16 protein-coding genes and 1 pseudogene are annotated in these 18,348 nt (G+C 57.6%); 3 read left to right on the top strand and 14 right to left on the bottom strand.

What is annotated here, in order from left to right:
- Positions 1-48: 48 nt before the first annotated feature.
- The 6 genes from groES to CK221_RS02300 all read right to left on the bottom strand — a co-directional run bounded on the left by groES (position 49) and on the right by CK221_RS02300 (position 6,263).
- On the bottom strand, positions 49-345 hold the full coding sequence (gene groES, locus CK221_RS02325; protein ID WP_095776521.1) for a co-chaperone GroES: 297 nt from the start codon (positions 343-345) through the stop codon (positions 49-51).
- A gap of 266 nt (positions 346-611) precedes the next feature.
- A complete protein-coding gene (locus CK221_RS02320; protein ID WP_245420490.1) occupies positions 612-986 on the bottom strand; it encodes a phage integrase N-terminal SAM-like domain-containing protein in 375 nt (124 codons plus the stop codon).
- Positions 987-1,235: 249 nt separating this feature from the next.
- Positions 1,236-2,405: a Wadjet anti-phage system protein JetD domain-containing protein gene (locus CK221_RS02315; RefSeq protein WP_095776520.1), complete on the bottom strand. Its 1,170-nt coding sequence runs from the start codon at positions 2,403-2,405 to the stop codon at positions 1,236-1,238.
- Entirely contained in the window at positions 2,402-5,236 is a 2,835-nt protein-coding gene (locus tag CK221_RS02310) for an SbcC/MukB-like Walker B domain-containing protein (protein ID WP_179295062.1), read from the bottom strand. Before CK221_RS02310 ends, CK221_RS02315 begins: the two co-directional genes overlap by 4 nt.
- Positions 5,237-5,241: 5 nt before the next feature.
- Positions 5,242-5,868: an ATP-binding protein gene (locus CK221_RS02305; protein WP_095776518.1), complete on the bottom strand. Its 627-nt coding sequence runs from the start codon at positions 5,866-5,868 to the stop codon at positions 5,242-5,244.
- Complete coding sequence (locus CK221_RS02300) at positions 5,865-6,263, bottom strand: DUF4194 domain-containing protein (protein ID WP_095776517.1); 399 nt, start codon at positions 6,261-6,263, stop codon at positions 5,865-5,867. Before CK221_RS02300 ends, CK221_RS02305 begins: the two co-directional genes overlap by 4 nt.
- Before the next feature lie 368 nt (positions 6,264-6,631).
- Between CK221_RS02300 and CK221_RS02295 the strand changes: the two genes are divergently transcribed.
- Together CK221_RS02295 and CK221_RS30105 are read left to right on the top strand one after the other, a co-directional pair.
- Positions 6,632-7,150 carry a Wadjet anti-phage system protein JetA family protein gene (locus CK221_RS02295; RefSeq protein WP_095776516.1) on the top strand — a complete coding sequence of 173 codons (519 nt, stop codon included), beginning with the start codon at positions 6,632-6,634 and terminating at the stop codon, positions 7,148-7,150.
- A gap of 84 nt (positions 7,151-7,234) precedes the next feature.
- The gene (locus CK221_RS30105; protein WP_170954327.1) at positions 7,235-7,492 is read left to right on the top strand and encodes a hypothetical protein; all 258 of its coding nucleotides are present in this window, start codon (positions 7,235-7,237) and stop codon (positions 7,490-7,492) included.
- A gap of 1,367 nt (positions 7,493-8,859) precedes the next feature.
- Here CK221_RS30105 and CK221_RS02275 read toward each other — a convergent pair.
- From CK221_RS02275 to CK221_RS02235, 8 genes and pseudogenes are all read right to left on the bottom strand, one after another.
- Positions 8,860-9,261 (bottom strand): MucR family transcriptional regulator, encoded by a 402-nt coding sequence (locus CK221_RS02275; RefSeq protein ID WP_095776686.1) that lies wholly within the window; start codon positions 9,259-9,261, stop codon positions 8,860-8,862.
- A 968-nt stretch (positions 9,262-10,229) separates the two neighbouring features.
- Positions 10,230-11,334: pseudogene (locus CK221_RS02265) on the bottom strand (IS701 family transposase); the annotation flags it as partial.
- A gap of 501 nt (positions 11,335-11,835) precedes the next feature.
- Positions 11,836-12,621 (bottom strand): ectoine utilization protein EutA, encoded by a 786-nt coding sequence (gene eutA, locus CK221_RS02260; RefSeq protein ID WP_095776685.1) that lies wholly within the window; start codon positions 12,619-12,621, stop codon positions 11,836-11,838.
- A gap of 5 nt (positions 12,622-12,626) precedes the next feature.
- Entirely contained in the window at positions 12,627-13,286 is a 660-nt protein-coding gene (ehuD, locus tag CK221_RS02255; RefSeq protein ID WP_095776512.1) for an ectoine/hydroxyectoine ABC transporter permease subunit EhuD, read from the bottom strand.
- On the bottom strand, positions 13,286-13,945 hold the full coding sequence (ehuC, locus tag CK221_RS02250) for an ectoine/hydroxyectoine ABC transporter permease subunit EhuC (RefSeq protein WP_095776511.1): 660 nt from the start codon (positions 13,943-13,945) through the stop codon (positions 13,286-13,288). Before ehuC ends, ehuD begins: the two co-directional genes overlap by 1 nt.
- A 152-nt stretch (positions 13,946-14,097) precedes the next feature.
- Positions 14,098-14,952, bottom strand: coding sequence for an ectoine/hydroxyectoine ABC transporter substrate-binding protein EhuB (gene ehuB / locus CK221_RS02245; protein ID WP_095776510.1), 855 nt, complete (start codon positions 14,950-14,952; stop codon positions 14,098-14,100).
- Positions 14,953-15,051: 99 nt separating this feature from the next.
- Entirely contained in the window at positions 15,052-15,825 is a 774-nt protein-coding gene (ehuA, locus tag CK221_RS02240) for an ectoine/hydroxyectoine ABC transporter ATP-binding protein EhuA (RefSeq protein ID WP_170954329.1), read from the bottom strand.
- A gap of 146 nt (positions 15,826-15,971) precedes the next feature.
- Positions 15,972-16,877, bottom strand: coding sequence for a peptidyl-alpha-hydroxyglycine alpha-amidating lyase family protein (locus CK221_RS02235; RefSeq protein WP_141245927.1), 906 nt, complete (start codon positions 16,875-16,877; stop codon positions 15,972-15,974).
- 314 nt (positions 16,878-17,191) lie between these two features.
- Between CK221_RS02235 and CK221_RS02230 the strand changes: the two genes are divergently transcribed.
- Positions 17,192-18,208, top strand: coding sequence for a 2-hydroxyacid dehydrogenase (locus CK221_RS02230; protein WP_095776507.1), 1,017 nt, complete (start codon positions 17,192-17,194; stop codon positions 18,206-18,208).
- Positions 18,209-18,348 lie beyond the last annotated feature (140 nt).

The raw sequence follows: 18,348 nt of genomic DNA, 5'->3' as shown, positions 1-18,348 counted from the left end.
AAGGGCTCGGGAAGAGCCCGAAAACTCAATTGATGGAGAGGCCGATGATCAGCCGATGATGCCCATGATGTCGGATTCCTTCATGATCAGAAGGTCCTCGCCATTGAGCTTGACTTCAGTGCCCGACCACTTGCCGAACAGGATGCGGTCGCCGGCCTTGACGTCCAGCGGCACGAGCTTGCCGCTTTCGTCGCGGGCGCCGGAGCCGACGGCGATGATCTCGCCTTCCTGCGGCTTCTCCTTCGCCGTATCCGGGATGATGATCCCGCCGGCGGTCTTGGATTCGGATTCGACCCGGCGAACGACCACGCGGTCATGAAGCGGGCGGAAATTCGACTTTGCCATTTTGGATATCCCTGTGCGGAGGTTGAAAGGTCTCCGTTGCCGGAGCCCGTTAGCACTCGCCAGCGGGGAGTGCCAACGTGGCGGTGAGATAGGCTGTAGGTTCGTCCTGGTCAAGACGGATGAGCGGACAGCCGAAGAGCAAAAAGTTGGGAATCGACATGGAAGCCTGGCCTCCATTACGGGCGCATTCCAATGTCTGAGCGCGTTTCGGCCGTCAGCTCTGGGCTGACTTTTGTATCCTATTTAGAATGTGAAATTATGTGAAATTAACGGCCGAGCCGTCGGCGGCATCCATAAACTTGGGGTCGCAACGAGCGCTCATCGCTCGGCAGGCACTTGCAGAGCACATTGGAATGTCTTTCTGACGACGATGTTTCCCACCGGCAGCTTGCGCGGGTGCCAGCCGGACGAGCTTGCGCGCCAGCTCGGGACGATCGACCCGTATGCGTGAAGAAGAAGCGAAGCCGGCCGACGCAATGCTGTTCATCGTCGGCACTGAACCCATTATCCTGTTGCTCGATCTGGAACCGGCGGCGGTCGTCGGTGGTCGCTGTATCCGGCCACCGGCCAAGGAAGGTGGCCAGGCGTCCGATGTCGCGGAGATAGTTGCGCTGCGTCGCCTGGCTGAACCGGCGCAGCATCATGTCGTTGATCAACCGCTGGCGCAGCTGAACTATCGGTGGATTGAGAACAGGATAGGCATGGTCGGACTCCTTGTTGAAGGGCTCGTGATGCTCTGCCGCTGCCGAACCACCCTCAATGCGAGCGCGACGACCGGTTCTTGTCTACCTAGACCCCAAGCGCCCACCCGCGTAGCGGGTTCGTTCTTCGGCCCCGCAGTCTCTACCGCTTGAAAAGACTCCGTGGACATTACGACCAGCGTTAGGGCCTCATCGTGCAGTTCCGGATAGCGGCGGGATCATAGGATCGAGTTCTTCCTGTTCCATGTATTTTGCGCCAGGCTTTGAAAGATAGGAAGCTAGCTCCGAGAGCATCGATGCGCCTGCTTTTGCAACTCGGCCTGCCGCCAGCGGCGGGGGATTGCCATATTTTTCGGCTAACTCAATGGACATGAGGTGTGGGAGCAGCCTACGGCCGAATGCTTTCTCGACTGTGAGGAAAATCCAGATGCCATCAGGGTCAATGTCGGACCAGTGGTAGAATGGAACCTCCGCAGGGATGTTGCGGGCAATCGAGCCAAACGCTTTCTGGAGTCCTGCAGATGGGTAGCCGCCGCCATAGAGAACGAGGCCGCGGCGATTCCGATCAGCCTCTGTTACATGTCTAACGAAGCTTGTGTAATTCTCCACCACGAGCACGTATTCCGGTGCGCGGCTAAAAGCGATGGTATCCGTCGTATCGGCTGGGATGCCAACGAAGGGAACGTCACGTTGGCAAGCTCCAAGGGTGATCGGTCCTGAAAGGAGTAGGGGAGGAGGCGCCTTCTCCAACCCAAGCGCACCAAGTGCCTCGCGGGGCGTTGCGCCCTCTGGGATGTCAATGAACACGCCTCGAAGGACCTTCGTGACGGCAGCCTCGAGCTGTTCCAACGCTTTGCTGTCGGCAATAGTCCTTCTGGAGAAAGTGCGATAGTCCAGTCCGATATGCCGCCGTCTGTAGATCGCTTGCGCGAGGATGAGCGTACGCTCGAGCGAACGTACGTCGCCGGGGGCAATGCCTGCCCACCGCCGATTCCTGGACCAGGTATCGGCAGCTTGCTGCGCATGTTCAGCGAACGGGGCAGACAACTCGGTCCGGCGAAATAGATCCTGGAGCGTTGACGCCGAGCGTTCGCTGGAAGGAATTCGTTCGACGAAACGATAGAGGCTTGCCGCGTCTGCGATCCGCACAAATTTGATCTCGCTAGCTCGCCGCCCCTTCTCCATCCTAAGCTCGATTGCACCCGCCCGACTTGCCTCTTCCAACTTCTTGCGAAAGCTGTCGGACTCGACGATGCTCGAAAAAGCGCTGCTATCGGGATAAGCGCGTGCGCTCGCTCGACCATCTTCGTGCCTATCCAGAAGATGAGATAGGAGGGCGCTCGGATCGGTAAATTTCACTCCGCTGCCATCCTTCGCAATTCATCATCATCCATGAGTTCGGGGTTGATGCGCTGCAGTTCCTTACGGGCTTTTTCCTTCACCTGAACTACTGTCGTTTCCGACTGCCCGCTGCCAATGTTGTCCACCTCAACAATGGCATGCATATAGCCTAGCAGCGACGGTCGCCGCTCAGGTGGCGCCGCCACGATCACCTGCAGGCCTAGGCTCTCATAGAAGCTCATCATCTGCCGCTGGTTCTTGCCGTCCAGCTTGGCAAAGGCTTCATCGAAGACGGCGAGCGCCATTCCAAGTTGCGATCCCGATCTTCCTTCGGCGGTCCCATAAACGGAAGCCAGCGAGGCACCGATGGCCACATAGAGCGGGACTTGTTGCTCGGCACCGGAGCCCGTGCCGCGGCGAGTTTCCCATCGTGTCTTATGCCCGGTATCAAGGTTCTCCACATGAATCTCGAAGACGAAAAAGCTCCGATAGTCCTCAAAACTGTCGAAATCTGTATCGGGGTCCTCCAGGATGCGCTTCACCTCGTCGAGGACGGGTTTGTGCGGAGAGTCTTCGGCTATCTCACCCTTGAACAGAAGATCCAGCGCATCCTCAGAAGTCACGTAAATCTCGACCGCTTTCAGGATCGGAGCATATTGAGCCACTTGCGTCCTGCTGAACGAATATCGCTCCCCGTGGAATGTGTGATTGCGGAGGCTATGGTTCAGCGAGTCGATATCTCTCTTCAGTTTGGAGATGCGTGAGTGGAGAGAGTTGACGAACTCGCCGCGAAAGATAGAGGAGACTCGCTCCGAAGCTTCAGCTGCCAGTGCTTCATGGCGCGTGAGCTCGTTCTCTTCAATATCGCGAAGCGTGGCCTCCACCCAGGGCAGTATATCCTTCAGGATGTCGCTTTCTGCTCCGACCTCCGAGCTTATGGGAGCGATGTCGAAATAGCTCCTCATGGCGGCCCGCACATTCCTGTCGGCCTCCATCATTCTATCTTTTGCCTGTTTGGAGCGATCCTCCGCGCGCTGCCCAATCCCACGATGGATCCCAGCTAGTGCTTCGTAACGGGCAGATGGATCAGTTTGGATTTGTTTACCGGCGATCCTCCCCCGGTACCTGCGGTTGGCCGGGAGCGGGGCCGTCAAGCGCCAGTTGTATTGGAACATGCGACGGGCGAGATCTCGTGAATGGCGCGACCCCTCTTGGTTGGTAAGGCCCGTGAGCGTCTTACTCGCGGTTTCAGCTTGTTTTTGGTAAGCGCCCTGCCTCTTCTGGATTGAGTTGAGCTCGGCATTTCTGGCCTGGACGTAGGCCTGCTGAACCTTCTTCTTCTCCTCAAGCTCATATAGGCGTTTCAGGTCGCCTTGATCGACCGCCTCCAGCCTGGATCGAGCCTCTCCTGCCAGCCTCTCCTGCGCTTGCGCTCTTTCAAGCAGGCGTGCAACCGTCTCGCTGTCCGCGGGCGAAGCCACGAAAGCGGCGGAGCGGTCAACCTCGGAAAGGATGCGCCTGCGCTGGGATAGGGTTTCGATTTCTCCCTGCAGCACCTCCAACAGCCTTTTCTGCTCCAGGAAAAGTTGCTCCTGCGCCGCCCTACCGATCTTGAGGCGGAAGGCTTCCTCCAGGCGGGTCCCTCGTAATAGTCCATCATCATAAAGGCCGTCAGCCATGAGGGCACGGCCGGGTTGGTTAAACTGCTCCATGGTGCGGGCCAGTCGCACATTGCCATATCTGCGCTGCAGGAAGGCGACTGCGTCTTTGTCTTCGGACCTGAAAAGCGATGGGAACCAACCTGGCTCGACCGGATCTTTGTATCGCTCGAGCTTGTTTAGGCTGACTAGGGATGCCTGGCGTAGATCCCGCCTGTTTTCTCTCAGGATCGTCGTCGCCATGTGAATATGGTCGCGATCGACGAAGATCGCTTCCCTATCTCGACCGAGAAGACCTTCAGCCGCTTGTCCCCAATTCTTGTCGGTAAGGTCTACGATGTCGCAAAGCGCTCTCGGAACCATCCCGGCCATGCGAAGGAGCCTCATCAACTCGCGGGTATGGTCGCCGAGGTGAGAATCCCGTGAACCGGAAGCGGCCGCCTGGATAGATCGAGACAGCTTGTCGAGCTCCTCATTCTTGGTATGCCAAGCGGCTTCCGCCTCGCTGCGCGCCCTGCCAATTCTCTCGGCGGTGACCGGGAGCGAAGCCACGAACGCTTGTTCGATCACTGTGGTGGCTTCCGTGTTCCCGCGCTTGACCGCCTCGGCCACCGCGGAGGCGTGAGCAGCCAATTCGCGGGAGCTTACATCACCCTTTCCGAGTGCTTCGGCCGCGGCTGCGATCCGCTGCATGTGCTTCACTCTTTCAGAGACCCGTTTGAGGCAATCTGCGGCGGAAAAGGAATGACTTTCGGCCATCTTCGTAAGATCGTCGATGCCCACCTTGGCTTTGATCGCTTCGATCTGCTTGATGATGCGGTGCACATCCTGGGTCGCTTCGGTGATCGAACTGTTCAGATCGTTGATTTCCTCGCTCTCTGCCAGAAGAGATGCCTCGGCTTCCTTGACCTCTTCTTCGAGTGCCCTCATCGCCGCGGAGGCCGCGAGGTATCTCGCCTTGCGACTGATCCAATCCTCCTCGACGTGTTCGTTGAGGAAGTTTCTAAAATCTTCCGCTCGCGCCTTGACCACTTTCAGCCGCTTTGCGCGCTCTCGCATGTTTTTGATGGTCTGGTTGACTTGTCGGTAAGTCTTCAGCGACTCTCGCAGTTCACCGATCCTCATCGGAGACTCCTCAAGGATATAGTTCCTGACGAAGTCTGTTGCGGACAGGCCCTGGTTGAGCGTCATGCCGTTCACAATCGCTTTTGCAAGCGCGGCGGCGTTTCCGGAAGTTGGCGCCGATCGTCGTGGAACCAAGTCACGCATATATTCCCGGATGTGATCCGTGGCGCTGTCGCGATGGTTACGAAACCGCTCCCGCATTCCCTCTCCAGTGCTTGCCTCACTTCCTCCCATTGCGCGAATTCTTGCCTTCCTTCCCGCTCACGCAGGAAATCTGTCGTCTTCAATATTTTGCCGCGAACGACGAAGCGGCCGAGTATAGTTTCCGCTGGCTGTGTCTTCCTCGCTTCCATGGCGAGACCTACCGTCAAGTCTGGCTTCACTCCATCGACGTCGCGAAAACTAATGGTCACATAGGTAAGGCAGGCTTCCCGCCGAAAATCGCCCTCTCCGCGCGCACCGAGGCAATACCCCTGTACCGTGCGCCTTGGACCGCTTCTGCGACGATTCTCACCAGCGACTGGGTTGAGGTTCATGTAGCGTCCGCTGGCGCCAGTGAGCACCACTTGGATCATGTCCAGGATTGTTGATTTGCCCGACGCGTTTTCACCTAGGAACCCGACGTGGCCGCTAACCGGAATATCTTCGACAGTGAACGAATGCCAATTCACCAGCGTGAGATGCACGAGTTCCATCATTGCAATTTTTCCTCGACGGAACCGAGCTGGCGGGGCTCATAGTCTTCCAGGGCAACCTGCTCCTCAATGCGCCTCAACGCGTCGGATCCGGAAACAAGCTTGATTATCGGCCGAACCACCACTTCCCGATCCTGAAGGACACGATCGAACTCTCCGAGCCAGATCAGGTTACGCGCAGCAAGATCCTCAAGAACGTCTTGGAACCTGGACTGCGACACAAGCATCTTTGTGCCCCTTTCGGCCATTTCCCTGTATTTCTCATAGAGGACGTTGAATGTGGTCAAGACGGTCGCGCGTTCTTCAACGTTGCCCTGGTTCGCTTCGTCCTGCCAATGAGCCGCTGCCACCAGAAGCACGATAGTCTCGTCAGCCTTCATTTTTGGCGTCGACGACATCTCCTCATCATCCAGCTCCGTTATCGCTCGAATGACCGGTTCTGGAATGCGCCAGTAGTCGGCTTGAGGACTGATATGAGGCGCAAGCGTTCATCGCGTCTCGACTTGAGGGCGCTGTCATTATGGGCGCGGAGGACGTCTCGCCCGCGCCACCCCGAAGGCTCGGTTCCTGTGGCCGAAGTTCGCGCTGGGTTCTGTGGGTACCGACTGACTCCTCAGCTCACTCGAGACGACAATTAGCGGCCCTTTAACTAAAGATGTTGCCTCAGACCCGAAAATATTGTTCTTCACCGTCCCTTTCTTGGGTTGTTTGACCAACAGAGCAATGGCATAAAAACGACCGGGCACCTTGGGGATAAACGCCACAAATGGCACTTTTCCGTTATCTTAATGATGACGCGTTCCTGATCTTTTCACGCAAATTCCGGTTCCTCTATGAGGCGGCATTACTAGATACCTACGAGCGCTTCTTCTCTCGTGGTGCCTCCTTCCCCACCCCGCAGGAGGTGGTCCATGCAATCTACGATCTTATCAAGCGGATGCCTGAGCTTCTTGCCGAAGGCGAAGATGTTGGTGAAGGCCTACCTGATCTAGTGTCAAAGCGGCGCCGGCGGCTGAAATTTGCCGGCGAGGCGAATGAGGCTGCAGAGGCGGCGTTGAGGGTCGCAAGTGTTGCCTACCAGAAATTGGTCCAGACCGGTTGGCTCGAAGAGGAAGAATACGGGCTAAGAGTGACCGCAGATATGCCCATGGGCGCGAGCTTGGTCATGCAGCTCCTGGTCAGCCTGAAATCCGACGTGAGCCAGCGTTTTGGCGGCGTCGTTGTCAACGTGAAGCAGAGTCTAGAATTGGCGGCGAAACTCCAGCCGGCCTCTTCCATAGCCTAGCCCGGTCGGCCATATTTATCAGGCGGTGGCCGGCTCGCTCGGCAGAAAGACTGCCATCAGGAACGTTGAATGAAGGGGAAATGAATGCTGTCAACCTCGGCGAGCAAGGATGGCAACCGGCGAAGCTTCCGCTATCGCCCAGAACTCTCCGGTATTTGGCTGATGCATTGTTCGAGCTTCTCCAGGCGGAACTTCGCCTTCGGGAAGTTCATGGCCGGCGTCGAAACGTCGATGGCGTCGCAAAGGCGTGGTCGTCATGAGGTCGCGCCCCAGTTCGGCAATGCGCGCGCGCACCTGTTGAGCGTCGTCCTGGCGCAACGCTCTAATCAATCCACGTCCTAGCATCAGTCTTCCTTGCGCCATCCAAAAAGCCTTGCGGGTCTATCCACGAGGACCCTGGCGAAGACTAAGAGGCTCCTGGGAAAAGTCCGGCGAGTAGCAGCAAAGGGCCTGAACACGGGGCCGACGCTCGAAGGTAGCGCCGGCAAATAGCGCGACTGTGACGCCGCATCGGCTGCGGAGTCGGCGGCTGAAGTGTGGATAACCAGCCCTTGCTATAGCCGCTTGCGCCAGCCGGCGTGCACCCCAGCAGTCATGGTGGCGGAGCATGTTAAACTGGCGTTGTTTGGGCCGTCACTCGGCTACCGCGAGGGCGTGCATCAACCGTTCGGTGATCGCGTGGCTGGCGCCGCGAACAAAACCGGAGGATCGGTTCTATTCGACATACGTGTCGACGGCGATACCTGCATAACAGCAATAATGGTGATGGAGAGAAGCGGTGGCGCACGCGCGGTTCGGGTACCAGGCGCACGAAATGGTTGAATCTCCGCCTCAGTATGATAGGGCAGGTGCAGAGAGGACGCGCCGTCACTATAGCCAGAAGCTTGGGAGATATTTCCCACCTCGGAACTTGAGATCGACGATAAGGCCCCCGATCGGGCCGGCGTCACCGCCTATGACGAAGCGCACATCGCCGCCTACGCTGCCTTGCTGGTCGCGGAAGCAGAGGGCGCCGATTGGAGCGACGCGGCTTGGGACATCTTGAAAATCGACCCTAAGCGTGAACCGGCACGGGCACTTGATGCCTGGACATCGCACTTGGCGCGGGCGCGCTGGCTGGCGATCAGCGGTTTACAGAGTTTCCGAAGCGACTTGTTGCAATAGGCAACGCCCCCCCAAGTTGTCATTTGGGGCACCCGTGGCTCGAAAAGGAGGAGGGTGCGAGCTAAGACCGCCGCTGTTATAGCAAAGATAGGAGAAAGGCAGTTCCGCCTAACCGCCGGGGAACGAGGGGCGAGGTTGCCCATCGCTACCACAGCACGATTTTCCCGGCTACATCCGTGAAGGGACGTTCTAGGCTTCCTCATACCTTGGCCGTCCGCGGGGCCGGCCCACATGCTTCCCATTCGGAACAGAACTGTTTCCCTATGTCATAACCTGCCTTGCGCCCTTTGCGGCTCGCTCGATGACGTCCATAGGAGTTGGATCGGCAGCCAAGGTCGGTTGTCGGCCGCGACATGAGGCGGCAGACGAGATCCCAATCAGCGCTAGAACGATTGCAACATGGGCTTTGAGAAGCCTGTGCCACCATGCAGTTCGCCGGTTACGTCATGGCTGAACCGCATTCCCATCACCCCACTCCCTAGGTGAGGACGCGTTTGCCGTGGCAAAAAAATCAGAAGGCGCCAGCAAGCAGCGAGGTTGGATCTTCACACTGGTGTTTTGACGGCTGACCTGCGGCCGAGACCAGCTGACTTTGCAAGACGAGAACGCTGAGCAGCATAGTTAGGCGCCACCATCGGATAGTCATGGGCAAGTCCCCATTTTGCTCTATAATCCTCGGGTGTCAGGCCGAAATGGGCTTTGAGATGGCGTTTAAGGGACTTGTATTTTTTTCCGTCCTCCAGGCAGAGGATATAGTCGGGAAACACGGACCGCTTGGGGTTGACTGCCGGAACGAGCCCGGGGCCTTCTGAACCAGGCGGCAGCACAACAATCGCCCTCAACGCAGAATTGACACTAGCGATCAAGTCCGGAAGTCCGGCAACAGGGATCGCATTCATCCGGACGTAAGCCGCGACAATATCTGCCGTAAGGGACAGTAAATCCATGCTGGGCGCCTCGGCAGCCTTCTCATCCACGTTTATGCGCGCAGTATTCTCCTCAATCACGCCCGTCTGTTCTGTATTGGCGTCCTCTGCGCTTGTGCGCTCGGTATTGTCGTCAATCATAATCATGCTCCTTTCTTTCTGTAAGCCTTCCTATTCGAGACGTGCTGGCGGTCCAAATGTGCGGCGCAGGTTGAAGGCGTCATCTCAAAAGGCGCAAACTGCACATTCCCACTAGGTCTCATTGCAGCCATCGAAGGGATGGCATCTCGTTTACTTCGAGTACGGCCGGTTGAGGATCGAGCCTAACCTCTCAACGAAGATTACGTGCTTGTCCAAGTAAGGGCAGGGCCTAGGTCGGTGGGCCATTCTCTTCGCCAGTGCGCCCGCCCCCGGACTCCGCCCGGGTTGCATGCCAAATTGCCCGAATTCGATCGCTGGCTTCTAGGTAAGCCATCTCGACCAAATAGGTCAGGAGGCTCTCACCATCTGACTGCGCCGTCTGACGAATTTGTCTCAACATTGCCTGGGCATGGTGCAAGTTCTGCAACTTTCTGGACTGTTTCACTGGAATCCCGGCTTTCAAACGGCGTTCTCCCTAAAGGACAACTGACACTCGCTCCAACCCGAAACGCGTGCCCTCGCAGAGCTTCGCGCTACGCCCTTGCTCAGGGTCGATCCATCACCGATGAGGCATTTGTCGCATGAATTTCTCCCAATCCAAGCTAATCCGGCGGCCTGGTCGGTCCTGTTTCGGAAGAGGGGTGGATCTCGTGTCATGATGGAAACCTCACGCTACTATTGCGTTTTGACCGGCAAGGGCTTGCGGCTACGTTTGCGGGATTGATCTTGCCATGGACAGCGGCCGCGGCGCCGAGCGATCCCGGCTTCGGCTTCCTGGGAGGCCTCGGTAAGCGTTCGAAGCGGCGGCTCGTTTCCATGAGCCTTCCAACCGCTCCCGAGGGGTCGAGGCTCGCCTTGTGGCGAACGGTCGACACCATCGCGAATGCACGAGCGAGACGTTGCGATGCCACCCGCGCCAAGAACGGTTTCGTTATGGTCGAGGCCCAGCTCGTTCTTCGCCGTGCGGAGGTTTTCCTCGACAATCCTGCAGCATTGGTGCACTGCGACAAAGGTTTCGATCTCAGTTCCCACTGGAGACCATGTTGAAAAGTAGCTGAGAGCCTGATTGGCATCGCGTCGGATTAAGAGCCCTGCGGTCCAGAGGCCTGAGCGGATTTTATCGAATTGCGCGAGGTCCGTGTCAGTGAACGGGCGGTAAGCCCATGATTTAGAGCCCTTTAGCGCCTCTCCTGGGGGGAATATCCGCCAACCGGAGAGATCGAGGTTCCGTGCGATATCTTCGGCCATTCCTCCTTCCGGAAAAAGGCGATTTCGGAAAGCGAAATGATGGTCTGCGCTAACGGCGAGCACGTATCCCTTGGACCAGCGTCGTAGGGCCATCTCGATGTCGACGTCACTGTAGACCAAGTCGACGGCTACCCAACTGAAGGGTACGTCGGCTGAGACGATACGCGCGATCATATCAATTGCTAGGCGGGACTTCGTCGCGAAAGTCCTGCCCCAGGCACGTGGGACTGCGCAAGGCGGGCAGGGTCTTCCGTGCAGGGCCCTTGGCAGATACAGCACGCGATCGACGAAAGCATTCCCGTGCTTGGATGCATAGGCGGCGAACACGCCGATCTGGCAATTTGCCGTCTTGCCCGTCGAGACATTGACCTGCCGCGCTACCCCACAGGACGTCTTGCTTTGCTTGACGAAAACCGTCTCATCGATCACCAGGACCGCTTCGGCGTCAGCCAACGTTTCGAGGGCATATTCGCGCACAATGTCGCGCGAGACGTCTGCGTCCCTCCGGCCCCTTCCGAGAATGGCCTGTTGGCACCACGGCCCAGGGTCACCCGCAGCCTCGGCGCGCATCCACCCGGTTTTGCGATGCGCATCCCGGAGCAGGCCTTTAAGGAACAGTCCGGCCGAAATCGCCACACGTTCCTGAGGGAAAAGTCTCCTGATCCGGGACTTCACCTCGGGCATTGCCGAGGACTCCAGTGTCATATCGATTCAATCATTCCCAATAACTCCCTTTTGGCCGCCCGCGCAGAATCGACAAAAAACAACTAATTCACCTGTGAACAGCTCTCCGGTATTTTCTCGCGATAACAGTAATGCCTGAGCGACATTTGAGCGGCGCTCAACCCTCACATTCTATTGTTCGAGACAAGCTTGACTTAACAACCCGTGATTGCCATAACTCCGACGTAGACGACAATGCAAGCATCTCCGCGAAGGATTACCGAGGAAATCGCAAACAGGGGCTCGCGCGACAAAGTTAGATATGTTTAATAAGCGTAAGCTGGCAGCGGATCAGTAGGAGATATCCAAGAACAGCATAAACAAAGCAAAAGGTGACAGCCTTATTTTGTAGCGATTACTTCATATCCGGACCTCATGTATGCTCGGGGTTCGATGGTGCGCGGAGCATCGGGAAGGTATGCGCAAGTCCTGCGAGTTCGTAGGGCAACGACCGCAGTCGAGGGGAACCTTGGAGAGCTTTCCTTAGTGGGAGTTATCTCCTGGCCGCTTCATCATCAGCCGGCCGAATTCGGGCCGCGCTGCGCCGTCCCCGCAAAGCCGCAGGCAGTTCCAGGCGCTGGCCTGATTGCTGGTGACGACCGGACGGCCGATCGCTTCTTCCATGTCGGGAACTGCGAGAGCCGCGCGCAGCGCCGTGCAGGAGACGAACAGCGCATCGGCCTGCGCATCCGCTGCCTTGCGCGCGAGGTCCACAAGGGAAGCGGGCTTGATGCGTGCCATTTCGCGATCGTCCTTGAAGTCGAGGCAGGTGAAGCTCTTGATATCGAAACCATGCGCCGCGAAATAGGTGGCCATCGGCCGGCTGGTCTCGATGGTATAAGGCGTGAGAATGCTGATGCGCTTCGCCCCTAAGGCCTTTAGGCCGCGCACGCCTGCCATCGGCGGCGTGACCACGGGAACGCCGGGCTTAGCCGCCTGGATCGCGGCCTCAATCTCGGCATCGCGGATCACTACTGAGGCAGAGGTGCAGGAGTAGCAGATGGCATCGAGCGTCTCGTCCGGCAAGATGAGCGCCGCGCCGGCCGAAAGGGACGGCTGCATCTTGCGCAGATTTTCCGCTGTCGTCGGATTGGCATAGGGAATGCGAGCGACATACACGCCGATCCGCTCGCTCGCCACCATGCGGCGGAAGTCCACCTCGCTGGTGTGGTCGGTGGCTAATGCGATCAGCCCGACGCGCTTTTCCAGCGGACGCGCGTCAAGCGCGGGACGTGCCGTTTCGAGGCGGATCTCGGGCAATGCATTCATGACTTTCATCTTTCGATCCTGCCGTAGCGATGCTCCAGCCAGCGCAACAGCACGACGGAGCAGAGGCTGATGAAGAGGAAGAAGGCGCCGACCAGCGTCATAGGCTCGATATAGCGGTAGTAGCTGTTGGCGACGCCCTTGGCCTGGTTCATTAATTCCAGAACGGTGATCGCCGAGAGAAGGGGTGTTTCCTTGAACATGGCGATGAAATAGTTGGCCAAGGCCGGGATCATCGGCGGGATCGCCTGCGGCAGGATGATGTGCGTCCAGGTGTGGCGTCCCTTGAGATTGGAGGCCTTGGCCGCCTCCCACTGGCCGCGCGGCACATTGTCGATGCCGGCGCGATAGACTTCCGCCGTGTAGGTGCCGTAATGCAGGCCAAGCCCGATGACGCCCGCCACCAGCGGAGGCAACAGGATGCCGATATCGGGCAGCACGTAGAAGATGAAATAGAGCTGCACCAAGAGCGGCGTGCCGCGAATGAATTCGGCAAACCAGCCGACGCTGCGCGAGACGAGCAAGTTGTCCGAGCGCCGCGCCAGCGCAATTCCTAGGCCGACGATCGCAGCCAGGATCGAGCCAAGCACTGTGGCTAGGATGGTGATCTTCACACCCTTGAGCAGGACCGGCATGATCTCCCGAACGAAGTTCCAATCCCATTCCATCAGACGCGCACTCCGTCGAGCCCGCGCGCCAAGCGGCGTTCCAAGGACCGCACACCCCAGGAGATGATCATCGAAAGCACGAAATAGATGATAAGGACGGAGAGGAACGGCATCAGCGTGCTGCCTGTTTGCGAGCGCACCACCTGCGCCTGGAAGGTAAGGTCGGCAAGCGAAACCAGTGACACCACCGAGGTCGCCTTGAGTAACTCGATGGCGTTGTTGCCGAAGGTCGGCAGCATCACCAGCAGCGCCTGCGGCAGGATGACATGGCGCATGCCTTGCCAACGGCTGAGGTTTAGCGCCGTACAGGCCTCATATTGCTCGCGGCCGACCGACAGGATGGCGCCGCGCACCACCTCCGCCCCATAGGCGCCGACATTGAGACCGAGGGCCAGCACGCCGGCCTGCAGCGGCGTCAGCGTTAGGCCAGCGAAAGGCAGAACGAAGTAAGCGAAGAACAGCTGCACGAAGCCCGACGTGCCGCGGAAGAACTCGATATAGGCCGTCGCGAGGACGCGCAACAAGAAGAAGCGTGACAGCCGTCCCATGCCAGCAATGAATGCCATCGCTAGTGCGACCGCTGCGCCCATCAAGGTGATTTGCACCGTGACCACCGCACCCTGCAAAATCAAGTCAAGATATCCGGACCAGTCTGTCATGGGATCGGGGTTGCCAATTAGAAGCTAAAGACTTGCCTTGGGCTGACTTCATATCCGTCGGGACTTGCTGCGGCACGTCCGGTGGGGTTAACAGACGCGGTCCGAAACCCCTCCCGTTCGCCGATCTTCCCGCTGCGAGGTCAGACAAGGTCCTATTGCGCCGAGGCGCAGAGTTTCTCGCGCGTGGTCGACATAGCCGCCTTGGCGGAGAACCCGTACGGCTCGACAATCTTGGCGAATTCGCCTGACTTCTTCAAATTGGCGAGTTCGGTATCAAAAGCATCGCGCAACGCCTCGTCGCCTTTCTTGAAAGCGGCGCCGTCGCACGAGACCGGCAGCCCCTGCACCGGGGCGATCACTTCGAGGTTGGGATCGTTCGCCTTCTTGACCAGGTCAGTGATAGAGAGGATCGGGAGCGTATAGACGTCGATGCGCCCGTCCTGCACCATCTTCAGGCCGCTCTGACCGTCAGGCACAACAATGAAGCGATCACTTGGCACGCCGGCTTTTAGAGCGTACTTCGCCTGAAGTCCGCCACCCGGTCCACCGATGGTGGCGGATGTGTTCTTGGCGATATCCTCATAAGTCATCAAATGTTTTGGGTTGCCCTTCTTCACTAGAAAGGCGTCAGCGTCGCAAAGCACGGGTTCGGAGTAGGCAACCGCCGCGCAACGCTCCGGCTTCATCATCAGGCCGGCGGTGACGACATCGAAGCGGCCAGCTTGCAGCCCGGGGATCATCGCGCCGTATTCGGAGATCGAGGCGACGACGTCCTTGACGCCGAGTCGCTTGAAGATCTCACGCGCCACGTCGGGCGCCGCTCCCGAAACCTTGCCGTCGGCCGCCACCGCCGTATAGGGGGGCTCGTTGGCAATGGCGACGCGGGCGAAGCCCTGTTGCTTGAGCTGATCCAGCTTGGCGTCATCCGCCGACCGCGCGCCGGAGGCAAGCAGCATTGTGGTGACCGCGAGGCCGGCGACGCCGGTCAGAATGCCTAGTTTCTTCATGTTCCCAACTCCTTTGTCTCTTTTGTTGCTCGAATTGGGCGCACAGCGTCGAGGATATTTCGTTACCTCGGGATGGACTGCGTCGCCCATGCATCGCGGTTAGACCCTATGTCCGGCCGCGATGATCTTCTTCAGGAAGCTCTGCGTTCTTTCCTGTTTGGGATGGCGAAAAATCTCATCGGGCTTGCCTTCCTCGACGATCCTGCCGCGGTCAAAGAACAGCACGCGATCGGCAAAATCGTGGGCGAAGCCCATCTCATGGGTGACCAGAAGCATCGTCATGTCTGTCTCGGCCGCGAGCTTGCGCATGACGTTGAGCACTTCCTCGACGAGTTCCGGGTCGAGCGCCGAGGTCACTTCGTCGAACAGCATGATCTTGGGCGACAGCGCCAGGGCGCGCGCGATCGCCGCGCGCTGCTTCTGGCCGCCGGAAAGCTGCCCGGGCATCGCTTTCGCCTTGTCGGCGAGGCCCACCATGTCCAGCAGTTCCATCGCCCGCTTCTCGGCGGCGGCGCGCGCGGCACTCTTGGTCAGCATCGGCGCCAGGGTCACGTTGTCCATGACGCATTTGTGCGGGAAGAGATTGAAGAGCTGGAAGACCATGCCGATCTTCTGGCGCATCCTGGCCAGATGCCGCTCATCGGCCTGCAGCAATTGGCCGTTGCGCTCCATGTGATAGAGCTGCTCGCCGTCGATCTGGATATGGCCGCCGTCGATCTTCTCCAGCGTCATCAAGATGCGCAGGATCGTCGTCTTGCCCGAGCCTGATGGACCGATCAGCGCCAGCTTCTCGCCGGGCATAACCTGCATCGACAAACCGTCGAGCACCTTGAAGGCGCCAAAACTCTTCGAGATTCCGTTGATCCCGATCATAGGCGCCGGCTTGCTGTGCGCCTCATCAAGAGATTGCGAAAAATGTCTCATTCGTACTCCAGCGGGAAAAGATTGCCTCAGTGTAGTGGGTCTCAACTCGCCACCGAAACGGCTCCTAAAAAGCCAACACTTACACCTTTGAGCGATTATTGGACTTTTCGGAACTTTGATACACGCCAGCCGTAAACTTCGCAGACATAAATGTCGCCGTTTTCAGCTACACAGAGATCGTGCGGCCCGATCAGAGTGTCTTTGTTGCCACCCGCCGTATTATCCCAGCTGCTAAGAAGCACGCCATCCAAGTTATATAGCGAGATCGATCCGCTTCCCCTTCCATTTGACTTGTCCTCGAACGGCTGTAGTTGAGCGAAGTAAACAATGTCATCTCTAATGCAAATACCGCTAGGATTACCAAGCGTCCATTCTTCCAAATATTTGCCTTCGGTATCAAAGAGCTGAACTCTGTCATTCTCGTCATCGCAGACAAGAACTCTGTTCCTGCTATCGATCCAAACATTGTGGACCAGCTCAAATTGGCCTGGTTCGCGCCCTTGACGCCCCCAAGACAGCAGCAGTTCACCCTTGGAATTGAAGCGGTGGACCTTGTGGCCACCGTAACCGTCCGCAACGAAGATATCTCCGTTGGGTGCAATCGCGAGATTCGTAGGCAAGTTGAACGGCTGCGCGTGGACTAAGCGCCCCTCGCAAGTAGGTGATGCTGAATTCTTGTTTCCTAGTGTGCGCAAAAGCTCGCCGTGCGGTGCGAACTCCATCGCGACGTGAGCGCCACAATCCACTATCCAGACATTGTCGTTCTTACCGATGAATATTCCATGGGGTGTAGCTGAGAACATGCCGTCGCCCCACGACCCAATGAAGTCCCCCTCCGGAGTCCAGATGGTTACCGGATGTTTGCCTCGAGAGAGAACGAAGATCTCTCCCGAGGAGTTGATGGCAACGTCGCTTGGTTGCCCCATCTCAAAATATTTTGGGACGTTTGGCCAACTCTCGACCCGTTCAAAGCGGTACTGACCCGACCCTAGTACTTTCAATTTCTTATTCTCCTGGGCTGGACGTGGTGCGCGGCTGCAGCCATTGACACGGCCCGATATGGGGCAATGTCACTATTCGTGCGTTTTAAAAAAGCTGTCAATCGCGAAATTGCCTCAATTCAATCGCCTGCTAATCGTGATCTTTTGTTGCCGGAGGAGTAACAACTGAAGATTGCGATGCCCTTGCCGCGCCTCTCGTTCTTCGGGGTCGGGCGGTGAGGTCCTATTGACATGATGCAAGTTTGCTATTGAGACATGTCAAAACTGATGCTACCAGCAGGCGACTTAGCGTTTAAAAAGGATCAGAGGATCAAATGAAAGTTTTATTGGGATGGCACGCTACGGACGAAGAGGTGTCAACGTTTGAGCGGTCGCTTGCCGGCGCTACTCTCGTAAGGCCGCGTCCTGAGCCCTATCTTTCTCGTTTCGATCTAACACTAGAATCGATCGTGGAAACGCTTGGAGACGTAGACGCCTTCGTTGGATATGTTTTGCCCGAAGGGTCGTTGGACGTCGCAAAGAAATTGAAGGTGATATGCTGGATGCACGCCGGCTGTGATGAACTTGACTTAGCTCGCCTGAAGACAATGGGCGTCCAAGTTACTAATTTGCGAGGCGCCAACAGTATTGCAGTTGCCGAACATGCGATGTCGATCATTCTGGGGCTGGCAAAGCGTCTGATCACGAAGCACCAGGCCTGCGTCGACGCTCTCCCAGTGCCAGTTTACGATCGCGATTCCTGCTCAGCGATGTTGCATCGCAGAACACTGGGAATAATCGGCCTAGGGCAGATTGGAAGTGCGATCGCCCAGCGCGCCAAGGCTTTTGACATGGGAGTTTTGGGTGTTCGCCTCCATCCTGAACTCGGTGCGGGTGCGGCGGACGCGGTTTTCGGCGTCGACCAGATGGGGCAGGTGCTGGGAAGCAGCGATTACGTTGTGTTGGCCACACCTATCACCCGCAAAACGAATTCGTTTTTTGGGGCTGCTGAGATAGATGCGATGAAACCAGGGGCATTCCTCGTAAACATCGCTCGTGGCAATCTGATACAGGAACGACCCCTCTATGATGCTCTTAAAACCGGAAAGATAGCAGGCTACGGTTCTGACGTCTGGTGGACATATAACAACGCCTTCCCCGCAAGTTATCATTTTCCGGTGCCCTCGCGAACGGGGATCCAGAGGATGCCGAATGTCATCGGTACGGGTGATCAGGGAGCTAATGCCGATGACGTTCTCGAGCGCAACATAGCGCGCTCTGTGGAAAGCTTGCTTGAGTTCCAGAGCGACAAGCCTCTTACTTGGAAAATCGATCTCGACTTAGGATATTGAAGAACCTTGCAGCTTTTTCCGAAAGGTGTTGATGACAAGAACGGCTGGTCGCCATCGTGCGACCGGCCGCTTCATTTAGGGAACTTCAGTGATACATCGGATAGCGCAATTCATTGAGTTTGTTAGGGCTTCTCCCGTAC

Source organism: Mesorhizobium sp. WSM3868, from assembly GCF_002294785.1.
Classification (GTDB): Bacteria; Pseudomonadota; Alphaproteobacteria; order Rhizobiales; family Rhizobiaceae; genus Mesorhizobium.
Note: the sequence above shows the minus strand (reverse complement) of the source record. Positions and strands in the feature narration are given on the sequence as shown.

Coding starts and splice junctions, on each gene's coding strand:
- groES (WP_095776521.1), bottom strand. CDS start 345: ATGGCAAAGTCGAATTTCCGCCCGCTTCATGACCGCGTGGTCGTTCGC.
- CK221_RS02320 (WP_245420490.1), bottom strand. CDS start 986: ATGCTGCGCCGGTTCAGCCAGGCGACGCAGCGCAACTATCTCCGCGAC.
- CK221_RS02310 (WP_179295062.1), bottom strand. CDS start 5,236: ATGACGCTCAACCAGGGCCTGTCCGCAACAGACTTCGTCAGGAACTAT.
- CK221_RS02305 (WP_095776518.1), bottom strand. CDS start 5,868: ATGATGGAACTCGTGCATCTCACGCTGGTGAATTGGCATTCGTTCACT.
- CK221_RS02300 (WP_095776517.1), bottom strand. CDS start 6,263: ATGTCGTCGACGCCAAAAATGAAGGCTGACGAGACTATCGTGCTTCTG.
- CK221_RS02295 (WP_095776516.1), top strand. CDS start 6,632: ATGGCACTTTTCCGTTATCTTAATGATGACGCGTTCCTGATCTTTTCA.
- CK221_RS30105 (WP_170954327.1), top strand. CDS start 7,235: ATGCTGTCAACCTCGGCGAGCAAGGATGGCAACCGGCGAAGCTTCCGC.
- CK221_RS02275 (WP_095776686.1), bottom strand. CDS start 9,261: ATGGATTTACTGTCCCTTACGGCAGATATTGTCGCGGCTTACGTCCGG.
- eutA (WP_095776685.1), bottom strand. CDS start 12,621: ATGAATGCATTGCCCGAGATCCGCCTCGAAACGGCACGTCCCGCGCTT.
- ehuD (WP_095776512.1), bottom strand. CDS start 13,286: ATGGAATGGGATTGGAACTTCGTTCGGGAGATCATGCCGGTCCTGCTC.
- ehuC (WP_095776511.1), bottom strand. CDS start 13,945: ATGACAGACTGGTCCGGATATCTTGACTTGATTTTGCAGGGTGCGGTG.
- ehuB (WP_095776510.1), bottom strand. CDS start 14,952: ATGAAGAAACTAGGCATTCTGACCGGCGTCGCCGGCCTCGCGGTCACC.
- ehuA (WP_170954329.1), bottom strand. CDS start 15,825: ATGATCGGGATCAACGGAATCTCGAAGAGTTTTGGCGCCTTCAAGGTG.
- CK221_RS02230 (WP_095776507.1), top strand. CDS start 17,192: ATGAAAGTTTTATTGGGATGGCACGCTACGGACGAAGAGGTGTCAACG.